Here is a 12,121-nt window from a genome sequence, read left to right on the forward strand (position 1 = left end):
CATAGTAGGCGTTACGCTTTGAATTGTCGATATCAACAATTGGTTGAACATTCACTGTTCTGCATTAGGTACAATTAGGTATGATGGTTGTAATAACAAGAAAAAGGAACAATGCCCTACTCATTCGTGGTTCGAATACTCAGTGTTATCTGAGTTTTCAAAGTAATAACAAGGAACGGCATTGGCAACAATCGTCAGTTAATGAGGAATTATGACAGCAGGAAATTCCCAACCACCGAAAGTACTCGTGATTTATGCTCATCCTGATCCGGACAATTCCGTCGCGAATAAGATCATGATGGACTTTATTACCGCTTTACCCCATGTCACGGTGCATGATTTATATGCCAATTACCCCGATTTTTTTATCGATTTGAATCGAGAGCATAAGTTGTTAGCTGAACACGATGTAATTGTTTTTCAGCACCCCCTTTATATGTACTCTTGTCCTTCTTTATTAAAAGAATGGATTGATATTGTACTAGGGAAGGGATTTGCCTACGGGGACGGTGATGCTTTAGCAGGGAAATACTGGCGTTCGGTGATCACAACCGGTGGCGCACAAGATGCTTTTACCCCCAAAGGTTATAACAAATACAGTCTGACAGAGATTTTGCAGCCTTTTGAATTAACGGCGGCGTTATGTCGCATGACGTGGATTGAACCGATGGTGTTGTATTGGGCTAGAAAAGTTTCGATACAAGAACGTGAAATGCACGCGATCAGTTATCGTCAGTGGCTATTAGACCCACTTGCTAATGTAGAGGTAAAAGCAGGAGAGACTCATGACGTCTGAGTTATTGCAAAGTGGGGTGATTTTTTTGGCCGCGGCGGTAGTGGCGGTGCCGATTGCCCAGCGGCTCGGGTTAGGGTCGGTGTTAGGCTACCTGATTGCTGGTGTTGCCATTGGCCCTTGGGGGATGGGGCTGATCAGCGATGTGGATGCCATTTTACATTTCTCGGAATTTGGGGTGGTGCTGCTGCTGTTCTTAATTGGCTTGGAGTTAAACCCGAGAAAATTGTGGCAAATGCGAGGCCCCATTTTAGGGTTAGGTGGTGGACAAGTCTTCATTACGACAGCTGTGATCACGGCCGTCGCCTTAGCGTATGGCTTAAGTTGGTCAAACAGCCTAGTGGTGGGCATGGGACTCGCGCTTTCTTCGACGGCGATTGCCTTACGGGTGATTGATGAGCAAGGGCTGGCTGGTTCCGAAACGGGGCAGTCGGGGTTTGCGGTTTTGCTCTTTCAAGATATTGCGGTGATCCCGATGTTGGCCATGTTGCCTATTTTGGCTGGTGGCGGTGGCGGAAGTTGGCTTGATTTTGCTTGGATGCTGGCAGGCATCGCGGTGCTGTTAGTGGGTGGCCATTTCTTATTACGTCCGTTATTTCGTTATGTAGTGATGAGCGGAGTTCGTGAGTTATTTACCGTTGCGGCTCTGTTATTAGTTATTGGTATTGCTGTGGGGATGCAATCGTTAGGGCTTTCCATGGCATTAGGTACTTTCTTAGCGGGTGTATTATTGGCAGAAAGTGAATTTCGTCATGAGCTGGAAATTGCTATTGAGCCGTTTAAAGGGCTATTACTTGGTCTATTTTTCATTTCTGTTGGTATGGCGGTTAATCTCGGGTTATTGGCGTTATACCCGTTTGAAATTCTGTTAGCGGTTGTGGCGTTGGTCAGCATTAAGGCCTTTTTACTGTATGGACTCGCCCGTTCGTTTGGAACCCGCGCTAAAGCACGCAGCCAAATGGCCGCAATTTTAAGCCAAGGTGGTGAATTTGCGTTTGTTCTTTTTACCGCTGCACAAGGAGAGGGGCTGCTTGGTAAAGAGCTGACATCCTTTTTGCTAGTGGTGGTGAGCTTATCCATGGTAACCACACCGTTATTGCTACTTGGTCAACAAAAATGGTTTTTGCGCACCATTAATAGTGATGAAGAGCCATTAGAGTCGGATGTGATTGATCGTGAGCCTAGAGTCATTATTGCGGGGTTTGGTCGTTTTGGTCAGGTGGTTGGCCGTTTACTGTTTGCCAACAAAATTCGAGTGACGATTTTGGAAAGTGATGCTAGCCAAATAAAGCTGTTGCGTAAGTTTGGCTATAAAGTGTATTACGGTGATGCAACTCAGTTAGAGTTATTACGCTCGGCCGGGGCCTCTAAAGCTGAAGCCATTGTTGTGTGTACGGATTCACCTGATCAGGTCATGGAAATTGTGACCTTGTGTAAAGAGCACTTCCCACACCTTAAAATCTTAGCAAGGGCTCGTAGCCGAGTTGAAGCCTATCAGTTGATGAGCCAAGACATAGAGCATTTTTCTCGTGAAACGTTTGACGGAGCGTTGGACTTAGGTCGTCAGACATTAACCACATTAGGTATGCATCCGTATCAAGCGAAACGCGCAGAAGCGCATTTTAAGAAGCTAGATGTGACGATGTTAAAAGAACTTTTGCCGTTACACAGCGAAGATACGTCCATGGCTTCTCGTGCTAAAGAAGCGCGTAAAGAGCTCGAAGAAATTTTTGATCGTGAAATGCAAAATGATCGAGAGAGCCGCTCTCATTGGGAGCAGTAGCTCGTACTTAAAACAAAAGGATAGGTAGTCCGTGAAGAAACGTTTTATCGCGGGAGCAGTATGCCCCTCATGTAATAGTCAAGATACGCTGCGCTGGTGGCAAGAAAACAGCGTCGAGGTTGTTGAGTGTGTTCAGTGCCAGCACAGTGAGCGCCGAGCTCCAAAATCTGTCGAGAACAGTGAACATGCCCAAGATCAAGTGATTGGTATATTCAAACCTGAGTAATTGGTGTTGGACAAAAAAAGCGTTATCATAGCGATTACTTTGCGTATGCAATATTCGGAGCAAAAATGAAAATTGAAAAAAATGTTGTTGTAAGCCTTGCTTACCAAGTGAAAACGGAAGAAGGCGTCGTAGTAGACCAATCCACTGTTGAAGCACCTTTAGATTATCTACATGGTCACAACAACCTGATTGTTGGCTTAGAAAATGCGCTTGCTGGTAAAGTGCAAGGTGATAAGTTCAGCATCACAGTTGCTCCTGAAGAAGCATACGGTGAGCACATGGACGAAATGGTTCAACGTGTTCCTGCTGATGTATTCCAAGGCGTAGAAGAAATTGAAGTGGGTATGCGTTTCCTTGCGGATACAGACCAAGGTCCAATCCCTGTTGAAGTGACTGAAGTTGATGGCGACCACGTTGTTGTTGATGGTAACCACATGCTAGCAGGTCAAACGTTAGACTTTGACGTTGAAGTGGTTGCACTGCGTGAAGCAACAGCAGAAGAAGCTGAGCACGGCCACATCCATAAAGAAGGTGGTTGTTGTGGTGGTGGCGAACACAGCCACGATCACGAAGGTGACGAAGGCGGTTGTTGTGGCGGCGGTAGCTGCGGTAGCCACTAATTATTGATTTTACATCGATAAATTAGTCCAGATTGAAAGGCTTTATCTGTTTAGATAGAGCCTTTTTTGATCAATATGAAAAATAAAAATCAATTTGGTGGAGGTAAGGACATGAGTCGACCAATAGCGATAGCCATTCACGGTGGTGCGGGAACCATTTTAAAAGCGCAGATGACTCCAGAATTGGAACGCGATTATCGCCAAGTATTACAAAAAGCGGTTGAAGCTGGCCATCAGATTTTAGTGGCAGGTGGGTCAGCGGTGGACGCGACGGTTGCTGCGGTAACGGTAATGGAAGATTCACCACTGTTTAACGCAGGCAAAGGCTCGGTGCTTACTCATGATGAAATGGTGGAAATGGATGCTTCTATTATGTCGGGTGCTGGTATTGATGCTGGTGCTGTTGCGGGGGTTCGTCATATTAAAAACCCGATTCAGTTAGCAAAAGATGTTATGACGAAATCTGAGCATGTGATGTTGATTGGTGACGGTGCGGAGAAATTTGCGTTCTCTCAAGAGCATGAGTTTACCGAGCAAGATTACTTTTTCACGGATCGTCGCTATGAGCAATTGCAGTCGATGAAAGAAAAAGGGTTGTTTGCACTATCTGAATCTCAATACCCAGATGATCGTAAGCATGGCACAGTGGGAGCGGTCGCCTTAGACATGAATGGTAACTTGGCGGCAGCAACCAGTACTGGTGGTGTAACTAACAAAAAATATGGCCGTGTTGGCGATTCTTCCGTTATTGGGGCGGGCACCTACGCACGTAACGAGAATGTCGCGGTATCGGCCACTGGAATGGGGGAGTATTTTTTGCGATGTACTGTAGCCAGTGATGTGAGTGCGAGAATGCGTTATTTAGGGGAGTCGGTACACCAAGCTTCTGAGGCCATCATTCAGGGAGAATTAAAAGAGCTGGGTGGTGAAGGCGGTTTAATCGCATTAGATGCACAAGGAAAGATTCATTTTGGCATGAACAGCTCAGGGATGTATCGTGCGAGTGTGAATACGAAAGGAGAAATGTACGTTGCCATTTTTGCAGATGAAATGGCTTAGATGGCATAAACACGAGTGAGCTTGAAATAAGAGGTTGTCGTATATTAAGAACAAACAACCTCATTCACCGACATGTTAATAATGCGGTGGTGGTGTTTCTTCCGATGGGTCCGCTAGATTAGACGTATCCATATTTTTGACTTTGCCTACCACGTATTTCATTTGATCTTGCATTAAATTTATCAGCAGTTGTTGTTGGCTTAAAGCATCATTTAACTCTTCGATGGTTTGTTCCTGGAACGCCAGTCGGCATTCTAAGTCGTCGATTTTTTCTTGTAGCTTTGTTGTTTCTGGCATTGTTTCTACTCTACTAACCAAGCTTGAGCGATTCCGGCAGAAGTACCTGAAATAACTCGGTCTTGTGAATCTATGGCCACATCATACACCACTGCCGTTGCTGGACGGGCATCTTTTAAAGCTTCTGCTTCCCATTGACCGATCTTCTTACCGCTTTGGGTATCCCATAACATGATTCGGCTTGCTGGAGTTCCTGTGATTAATTTTGACCCATCATCAGAAAAGCGAGCGGTGGAGAACACTTGCTGTCGTGAAAAGGTTTTTAACTTACTGACAGAGGAGCCAGTTTGTAAATCCCAAATTTGGCCATCATTGCCCCCGTCTGCGGTAAATGCGAGCTTTCCATCACGCTGTAAGACCACTCGGTTAATGCGCTGAGTATGTTCAAAGGCATGAATGATTTGTCCTGAAGTGGTGTCCCAAAGGTAAGCAAAATAGTCATTTCCGCCGGACAAGGCATACCTACCGTTCGCGGATAACGAAACAGAATTAACTTTTTCTCGGTGAGCAAGGAACTCTAAGCGTCTTCCGGTGCCCAAGTCCACGTAGATCGCTTTACCGTTGGATAACCCCAGTAAAACTTTCTCACCATTGTTAGAGATATCAATATCGCGGATCAAGCTGTCTGATATGGACCACAGTCCCTCAGATTGCCCCCAAGCTAAATCCCACACAGCAAAGTTTTGCTGACTTGCGGTAACAGCGTAGCGATTGTTGTCTGATATTTTGATATGAGACACTGCTGAACCATCGGCATCTTGTTCTCCAAGCTGAGCTAGTTGTTTGTTTTGCTCTAAATCCCAGAGCAGAATATCTTGTTCTTTGGAGTACAGTAGGGCAAACCGACCGTCTCGACTTAAAGCGAAGCTGGTGGCTCCTTCCGGTGAAATTGACCAGCGTTGGAGTTCTTTGCCATTGAAAAAGCAACCGCTTAATAGTGCGATGGTAGCCAAGTATGTGAGATAGTGAGAGATTGTTCGCATCAAAATGGATATCCAGTTTGTCTAATGGCAGCTGACCCTAGTATATTGGTGTTGTGAACATTTCGCACGGTTCAAACGAAAAGCAGATAAAAAATTGAGGCGTTTCCTCATCATAATTTGGAGAATTTAATGAAACCTATTCTTAAAGTGTCGTTATTAGCTGCGACAGTAATGCTGGCTGTTGGTTGTCAAAAAGAAGAAGCACCAAAAGCAGAAGTTGCTGTAGAGCCTGCGGTAGAAGAAGTAGCAGCAGTAGCCACATTTGAATCTGAAGATGATAAAGCCGCTTACGCGATTGGTGCATCACTGGCGCGTTACTTGAGTGCTAACTTAGAAAAACAAACGGAACTTGGCTTAGATCTTAAACAAGATATGGTTTTAGCTGGGGTACAAGACGTATTTTCTGACACGTCTCGCCTAACAGATGAAGAAGTACAAGCTGCTCTACAAGAGCTAGATAAGCGTGTTGCTGAACTCGCACAAGCAAAAGCAGCTGAAAAATCAGCAGCGACGCTAAAAGCAGGTGAAGAATTCCGTGCTGAGTTTGAAAAACAAGAAGGCGTAGCTAAAACTGACTCTGGTCTTTTATACCAAGTATTAAGTGAAGGTAAAGGCGACAAGCCACTAGATACTGATACTGTTGTAGTCCACTACACAGGTACGCTAATCGATGGTACTAAGTTTGATAGCTCATACGATCGTGATCAGCCAGCGACATTCCCACTTAACCGTGTTATCCCTGGTTGGACTGAAGGTGTTCAGCTAATGCCTGTTGGTGCAAAATACAAGTTTGTGATCCCATCAGAGCTAGCTTACGGTGAGCAAGACACACCAACGATTCCTGCAAACTCAACTTTAGTATTCGAAGTTGAGCTAATCGAAATTAAAGCAGACGAAGCAAAACCTGAAACAGCGCATCAATAATCTTTAATCGCTTGTTTTAGATCACTTTTAAGACCCGGCAAATGTCGGGTCTTGTCTTTTCTTTACAAATATTCTGATAAACTTGCCTTAATGATTTTAAATTTACGCTGAATATCAGCAAGGATTAAGTGCCAAGTGATACCAACAGATAATCTCACCTCAGATGTGTTGGTCGAGAGTGAGCTAATTGAAAGCCAACCTTTCACTGAACACGATTACCAGATCTTAAAATCGTATGAAGCCGTAGTTGATGGCTTAGCGAGTTTGATCGGTTCGTATTGTGAAATTGTGCTTCACTCGCTAGACGACCTCAATAAATCCGCCATCAAAATTGCCAACGGAGAAAACACCGGACGTCAGGTTGGTTCACCGATCACAGATCTTGCCCTCCGTATGCTAAGAGACATTGAAGGCTCAGAGCGAAACTTCTCACGTTCCTATTTCACACGCGCCAAAGGTGGCGTATTGATGAAGTCCATTACGATTGCGATCCGTAATGGCGATGATCGAGTGATTGGTTTGTTGTGTATTAATATCAACTTAGACGCGCCGTTTTCACAAGTACTGCAAGCCTTTATGCCAACAGACGAAGCGAAAGATGCCGCTTCTTCAGTTAACTTTGCTAGTGATGTGGATGAGCTTGTTGACCAAACAGTGGAACGAACCATTGAAGAAATCAACGCAGATAAAAGCGTATCGAATAACACGAAAAACCGTCAGATAGTCATGGAACTGTTTGATAAAGGTATTTTTGACATTAAAGACGCCATTAATCGCGTGGCGGATCGTCTTAACATCTCCAAACACACTGTGTACCTGTATATCCGTCAGCGTAAAACCGAGGACGGCGACAAATGAGCCTGACTTACGCCTTAATCGTAAATGGCCCTGTCTATGGTTCACAATCGGCAAGAAGCGCTTATTTGTTTTCGAAAGCGGCTTTGCAGCGCGGTCATAGCATTGCAAAAATCTTTTTCTATCAAGACGGTGTTACCAATGGCTCGGGATTAACAGTTCCGGCATCAGATGAATTTGATCTGACTAAAGCATGGCAAGAGCTCTCACAACAGCATGATATTGAACTTGAAACCTGCGTAGCAGCAGCGCTGCGCCGTGGGGTTGTGAGTGAAGATGAAGCCAAGCAACATCAATTACCCAGCTCTAACTTAGCCAGCGGTTTCTCTCAAGCCGGATTGGGTGGGTTAGCAGAAGCCTTATTAACCGCAGATAGAGTGATACAGTTTTAATATGGCAATGAAAAAACTAGGGTTTGTTTTTCAAAGTGCCCCTCATACAAGCAATGCTGGACGAGAAGGGCTTGATGCTTTACTTGCAGCTTCTGCATACAGTGAAGACATTCGAGTCTTTTTCATTGGTAATGGTACAGGGCAACTACTGGCGAACCAGCAACCGGAGAAGATCAAATCCCGAGACTATATTGCGACATTTAAGATGCTCGATTTATACGATATTGAGCAGGTTTTCTTTTGTCAGCAGTCATTAATCGAGCGTGGATTTGATGGCTTGCCACTAATTTTAGATGCAGAAGCAAAAACAACCGAAGAGATAAAACAGTTAATGGGTGAGTGTGATCGCCTATTAATGTTTTAGGGGAAAATATGCTGCACATCGTTACAACAACAGACACATTTATGCAATCTGGCGTAAGTTGGCTAGACTATATCGATCAGAATGACGTTATTTTGCTGTCGCAAGACGCAGTTTACGCTGCAAACACAAAACATGCGTTATATCCGCGTTTAATGGAGCTAGCTGTACAAATTTTTGTACTCGAAGAAGATTTAAGGGCTCGCGGAGTGCCTGTTTCTTTTTTAAGTGATTGTAAATTAATTGATTTTAATGGTTTTGTTGAGCTGACAGAGGAGCATGCCTCTACGCTGACGTGGGCGTAGTTAAGAGCAAGCGTTCTGTTTTATTGTCAGCTGTTCGAAAAAAAAAGCAAGAAGATCGCGAAGATCGTTGTATATTTCTTGACACATTATAGCGCGATGCCTAAAATTTCGCGTCCCTATTTTGTGGGACTAGATTTTTCACATGTTTACGTAAGTAATATCAGGAGCTATTTAATGGCAACTATTAACCAGCTGGTACGCAAGCCGCGTGCAAAGCAAGTTGTAAAAAGCAACGTGCCTGCACTTGAAGCGTGTCCGCAAAAACGTGGTGTATGTACTCGCGTATATACTACTACTCCAAAGAAACCGAACTCAGCACTACGTAAAGTTTGTCGTGTTCGTTTAACTAACGGCTTTGAAGTAACTTCATACATCGGCGGTGAAGGTCACAACCTTCAAGAGCACAGTGTTGTTCTTATCCGTGGTGGTCGTGTTAAAGATTTACCGGGTGTTCGTTACCACACTGTACGTGGTGCACTTGACTGTGCAGGCGTAAATGACCGTAAGAAAGGTCGTTCTAAGTACGGTGTTAAACGTCCTAAGTCTTAATGGATTCCGTTAAGTAAGGCCAAACACTAATTTTTATAATTTGAAGAAACTGAAAAGTTTTGGATAACCTGAAGAAGACAACGGAGATATATCCATGCCACGTCGTCGCGTAATCGGTCAGCGTAAGATCCTTCCAGATCCTAAGTTCAAATCTGAGCTGCTGGCAAAATTTGTAAACATCGTAATGGTTGACGGTAAGAAATCTACTGCTGAAAAAATCGTTTACGGTGCACTAGACATCATGGCTGAGCGTTCTGAAAAAGAAGGCTTAGCAGTTTTTGAGCAAGCGCTTGAAAACGTTCGCCCAGCGGTAGAAGTTAAGTCTCGCCGTGTGGGTGGTTCAACTTACCAAGTACCTGTAGAAGTTCGTCCGGTTCGTCGTAACGCTCTTTCTATGCGTTGGTTGGTTGAAGCTGCGCGTAAGCGTGGTGAAAAATCTATGGCACAGCGTCTAGCTGGTGAAATGCTAGATGCATCAGAAAACAAAGGTACTGCTGTTAAGAAACGTGAAGACGTTCACCGTATGGCAGACGCGAACAAAGCATTCGCACACTACCGCTGGTAATATCGATGGCGCAGTATTTCTTACTGCGCCAACTTTACCTTCTAAGGTCGACCTTAGTAAGAGGATACAATTGTGGCTCGCAAGACACCTATCGAGCGCTACCGTAATATCGGTATCTGTGCTCATGTTGATGCTGGTAAAACAACGACTACCGAACGCGTATTGTTCTACACTGGTCTATCTCACAAAATTGGTGAGGTACATGACGGTGCAGCAACAATGGACTGGATGGAGCAGGAGCAAGAGCGTGGTATCACTATCACCTCCGCAGCGACTACGACTTTCTGGCGCGGTATGGAAAGCCAATTCCAAGAACACCGTATCAACATCATTGATACCCCAGGACACGTTGACTTCACAATCGAAGTTGAACGTTCTTTGCGTGTTCTAGATGGAGCTGTAGTTGTTTTCTGTGGTTCTTCTGGTGTTGAACCTCAATCAGAAACTGTTTGGCGTCAAGCTGACAAGTATGAAGTTCCTCGCATGGTATTCGTTAATAAAATGGACCGTGCTGGCGCAAACTTCCTACGTGTTGTTGATCAAATCAAAAATCGTCTAGGCGCAACTCCGGTTCCTATTCAGCTCAACATTGGTGCTGAAGAAGATTTCCAAGGTGTTGTTGACCTAATTAAAATGAAGTCGATTAACTGGAATGATGCTGACATGGGTACCACGTTTACCTATGAAGATATTCCATCAGATATGGTTGAGCTTGCTGATGAATGGCGTCAAAACCTAGTCGAAACTGCAGCAGAAGCCTCTGAAGAGCTGATGGAAAAATACCTTGAAGAAGGTGATTTATCAGAAGCTGAAATCAAAGAAGCCCTGCGTACTCGTACTATTAACAACGAGATTGTATTAGCGACTTGTGGTTCTGCCTTTAAAAACAAAGGTGTTCAAGCAGTACTTGATGCAGTTGTTGAATTCTTACCAGCTCCGACAGATGTACCAGCAATTACTGGTACTGATGAAGACGAGAACGAGATTGAACGTAAATCAGATGATAACGAACCATTTTCGGCTTTAGCATTTAAAATTGCTACAGACCCGTTCGTTGGTAACCTGACTTTCATGCGTGTTTATTCTGGTGTTGTAAACTCAGGCGACTCTGTGTACAACTCAGTAAAAATGAAGCGTGAGCGTTTCGGTCGTATCGTACAGATGCATGCAAACAAACGTGAAGAGATCAAAGAGATCCGCGCGGGTGATATTGCAGCAGCTATCGGCCTTAAAGATGTGACTACTGGTGATACTTTATGTGATCCGAACTCAAAAGTAGTTCTAGAGCGCATGGAGTTTCCTGAGCCAGTAATCCAAATCGCGGTTGAACCTAGGTCAAAAGCTGACCAAGAGAAAATGGGCGTTGCACTAGGTAAACTAGCTGCAGAAGATCCTTCTTTCCGGGTTGAAACTGACGAAGAATCTGGTCAGACGTTGATTTCTGGGATGGGTGAACTTCACTTAGATATCATCGTTGACCGTATGCGTCGTGAATTCAACGTAGAATGTAACGTTGGTAAACCTCAAGTTGCTTACCGTGAAACAATTCGTGGTAAAACTGAAGTTGAAGGCAAGTTCGTTCGTCAGTCAGGTGGTCGTGGTCAATACGGTCATGTATGGCTGAAAATTGAACCTTCTGAACCAGATGAAGGTTTCGTTTTCGTTGATGAAATCGTTGGCGGTGCTGTACCTCGTGAATACATTGGTGCGGTAGCGAAAGGCATCGAAGAACAAATGACTAACGGTGTTCTAGCTGGTTACCCAGTTCTAGACGTTAAAGCAACGTTATTTGATGGTTCTTACCATGATGTTGACTCCAACGAAATGGCGTTTAAAATCGCTGGTTCAATGGCTTTCAAGAAAGGTGCACTTGAAGCGCAACCTGTTATTCTTGAGCCAATGATGAAAGTTGAAGTAACAACACCAGAAGAGTGGATGGGTGATGTTGTTGGTGACCTTAACCGTCGCCGTGGCATGATCGAAGGAATGGATGAAGGGCCAGCAGGCCTTAAAATAATTCGTTCTCAAGTACCACTTGCTGAGATGTTTGGCTACGCAACTGATTTGCGTTCTGCTACTCAAGGCCGTGCTTCTTACTCAATGGAATTTAGCCAATATGCTGATATTCCAAAGAACATCGCTGATGGTATAATTGCAGAGCGTACATAGCTTGTTATTTTGAGCGTTAATCATTACATTAACGCTTTATTTTAAAAGACTTCTGATACGTCCATACGACGGTAGGGCGTCTCTTAACTAGGAAGGAACACGATCGTGTCTAAAGAAAAATTTGAACGTACGAAACCGCATGTAAACGTTGGTACTATCGGCCACGTTGACCACGGTAAAACAACTCTAACTGCTGCAATCTGTACTACTTTATCTAAAGTATACGGTGGTGAAGCTAAA

At 44.3% G+C, this 12,121-nt stretch carries 16 protein-coding genes; 14 read left to right on the forward strand and 2 right to left on the reverse strand.

The genetic code is table 11. The features are described 5' to 3' along the window. Positions 1-211: 211 nt before the first annotated feature. The 5 genes from kefG to MHO82_RS08750 all read left to right on the forward strand — a co-directional run bounded on the left by kefG (position 212) and on the right by MHO82_RS08750 (position 4,481). Positions 212-796, forward strand: coding sequence for a glutathione-regulated potassium-efflux system ancillary protein KefG (gene kefG / locus MHO82_RS08730; RefSeq protein WP_239183489.1), 585 nt, complete (start codon positions 212-214; stop codon positions 794-796). Further along, the gene (gene kefB, locus MHO82_RS08735) at positions 786-2,576 is read left to right on the forward strand and encodes a glutathione-regulated potassium-efflux system protein KefB (RefSeq protein WP_239183490.1); all 1,791 of its coding nucleotides are present in this window, start codon (positions 786-788) and stop codon (positions 2,574-2,576) included. The genes kefG and kefB overlap by 11 nt, the downstream gene beginning before the upstream one ends. A 31-nt stretch (positions 2,577-2,607) precedes the next feature. Then, on the forward strand, positions 2,608-2,802 hold the full coding sequence (locus MHO82_RS08740) for a YheV family putative zinc ribbon protein (RefSeq protein WP_239183491.1): 195 nt from the start codon (positions 2,608-2,610) through the stop codon (positions 2,800-2,802). A 65-nt stretch (positions 2,803-2,867) separates the two neighbouring features. Next, positions 2,868-3,422: a peptidylprolyl isomerase gene (slyD, locus tag MHO82_RS08745; protein WP_239183492.1), complete on the forward strand. Its 555-nt coding sequence runs from the start codon at positions 2,868-2,870 to the stop codon at positions 3,420-3,422. A 111-nt stretch (positions 3,423-3,533) separates the two neighbouring features. Beyond that, positions 3,534-4,481 carry an isoaspartyl peptidase/L-asparaginase gene (locus tag MHO82_RS08750; protein WP_239183493.1) on the forward strand — a complete coding sequence of 316 codons (948 nt, stop codon included), beginning with the start codon at positions 3,534-3,536 and terminating at the stop codon, positions 4,479-4,481. Positions 4,482-4,556: 75 nt separating this feature from the next. On the opposite strand, the gene MHO82_RS08755 is transcribed toward MHO82_RS08750, so the two are convergent. Next, on the reverse strand, positions 4,557-4,778 hold the full coding sequence (locus MHO82_RS08755) for a SlyX family protein (protein WP_239183494.1): 222 nt from the start codon (positions 4,776-4,778) through the stop codon (positions 4,557-4,559). A 5-nt stretch (positions 4,779-4,783) separates the two neighbouring features. After that, entirely contained in the window at positions 4,784-5,761 is a 978-nt protein-coding gene (locus tag MHO82_RS08760; protein WP_239183518.1) for a hypothetical protein, read from the reverse strand. A 129-nt stretch (positions 5,762-5,890) separates the two neighbouring features. On the opposite strand from MHO82_RS08760, the gene fkpA reads away from it, so the two are divergent. The 9 genes from fkpA to MHO82_RS08805 all read left to right on the forward strand — a co-directional run. Next, positions 5,891-6,685 (forward strand): FKBP-type peptidyl-prolyl cis-trans isomerase, encoded by a 795-nt coding sequence (fkpA, locus tag MHO82_RS08765; RefSeq protein WP_239183495.1) that lies wholly within the window; start codon positions 5,891-5,893, stop codon positions 6,683-6,685. Between the two features lie 135 nt (positions 6,686-6,820). Further along, positions 6,821-7,543 carry a transcriptional regulator gene (locus tag MHO82_RS08770; RefSeq protein ID WP_239183496.1) on the forward strand — a complete coding sequence of 241 codons (723 nt, stop codon included), beginning with the start codon at positions 6,821-6,823 and terminating at the stop codon, positions 7,541-7,543. Beyond that, a complete protein-coding gene (tusD, locus tag MHO82_RS08775; protein ID WP_239183497.1) occupies positions 7,540-7,932 on the forward strand; it encodes a sulfurtransferase complex subunit TusD in 393 nt (130 codons plus the stop codon). The genes MHO82_RS08770 and tusD overlap by 4 nt, the downstream gene beginning before the upstream one ends. 7 nt (positions 7,933-7,939) lie before the next feature. Further along, positions 7,940-8,296 (forward strand): sulfurtransferase complex subunit TusC, encoded by a 357-nt coding sequence (tusC, locus tag MHO82_RS08780; RefSeq protein WP_239183519.1) that lies wholly within the window; start codon positions 7,940-7,942, stop codon positions 8,294-8,296. Between the two features lie 8 nt (positions 8,297-8,304). After that, positions 8,305-8,598, forward strand: a complete 294-nt coding sequence (gene tusB, locus MHO82_RS08785) for a sulfurtransferase complex subunit TusB (RefSeq protein ID WP_239183498.1) — start codon at positions 8,305-8,307, stop codon at positions 8,596-8,598. A 174-nt stretch (positions 8,599-8,772) separates the two neighbouring features. Further along, positions 8,773-9,147, forward strand: a complete 375-nt coding sequence (gene rpsL / locus MHO82_RS08790; protein WP_005417208.1) for a 30S ribosomal protein S12 — start codon at positions 8,773-8,775, stop codon at positions 9,145-9,147. A gap of 94 nt (positions 9,148-9,241) precedes the next feature. Beyond that, entirely contained in the window at positions 9,242-9,712 is a 471-nt protein-coding gene (gene rpsG, locus MHO82_RS08795) for a 30S ribosomal protein S7 (protein WP_239183499.1), read from the forward strand. Between the two features lie 72 nt (positions 9,713-9,784). Continuing rightward, positions 9,785-11,881 carry an elongation factor G gene (gene fusA / locus MHO82_RS08800; RefSeq protein WP_239183500.1) on the forward strand — a complete coding sequence of 699 codons (2,097 nt, stop codon included), beginning with the start codon at positions 9,785-9,787 and terminating at the stop codon, positions 11,879-11,881. Positions 11,882-11,986: 105 nt separating this feature from the next. Then, a partial coding sequence (locus MHO82_RS08805; protein ID WP_239183521.1) for a GTP-binding protein occupies positions 11,987-12,121 on the forward strand: 135 nt, incomplete at its 3' end.

This window comes from Vibrio sp. Of7-15, assembly GCF_022347565.1.
Taxonomy (GTDB): domain Bacteria; phylum Pseudomonadota; class Gammaproteobacteria; order Enterobacterales; family Vibrionaceae; genus NORP241.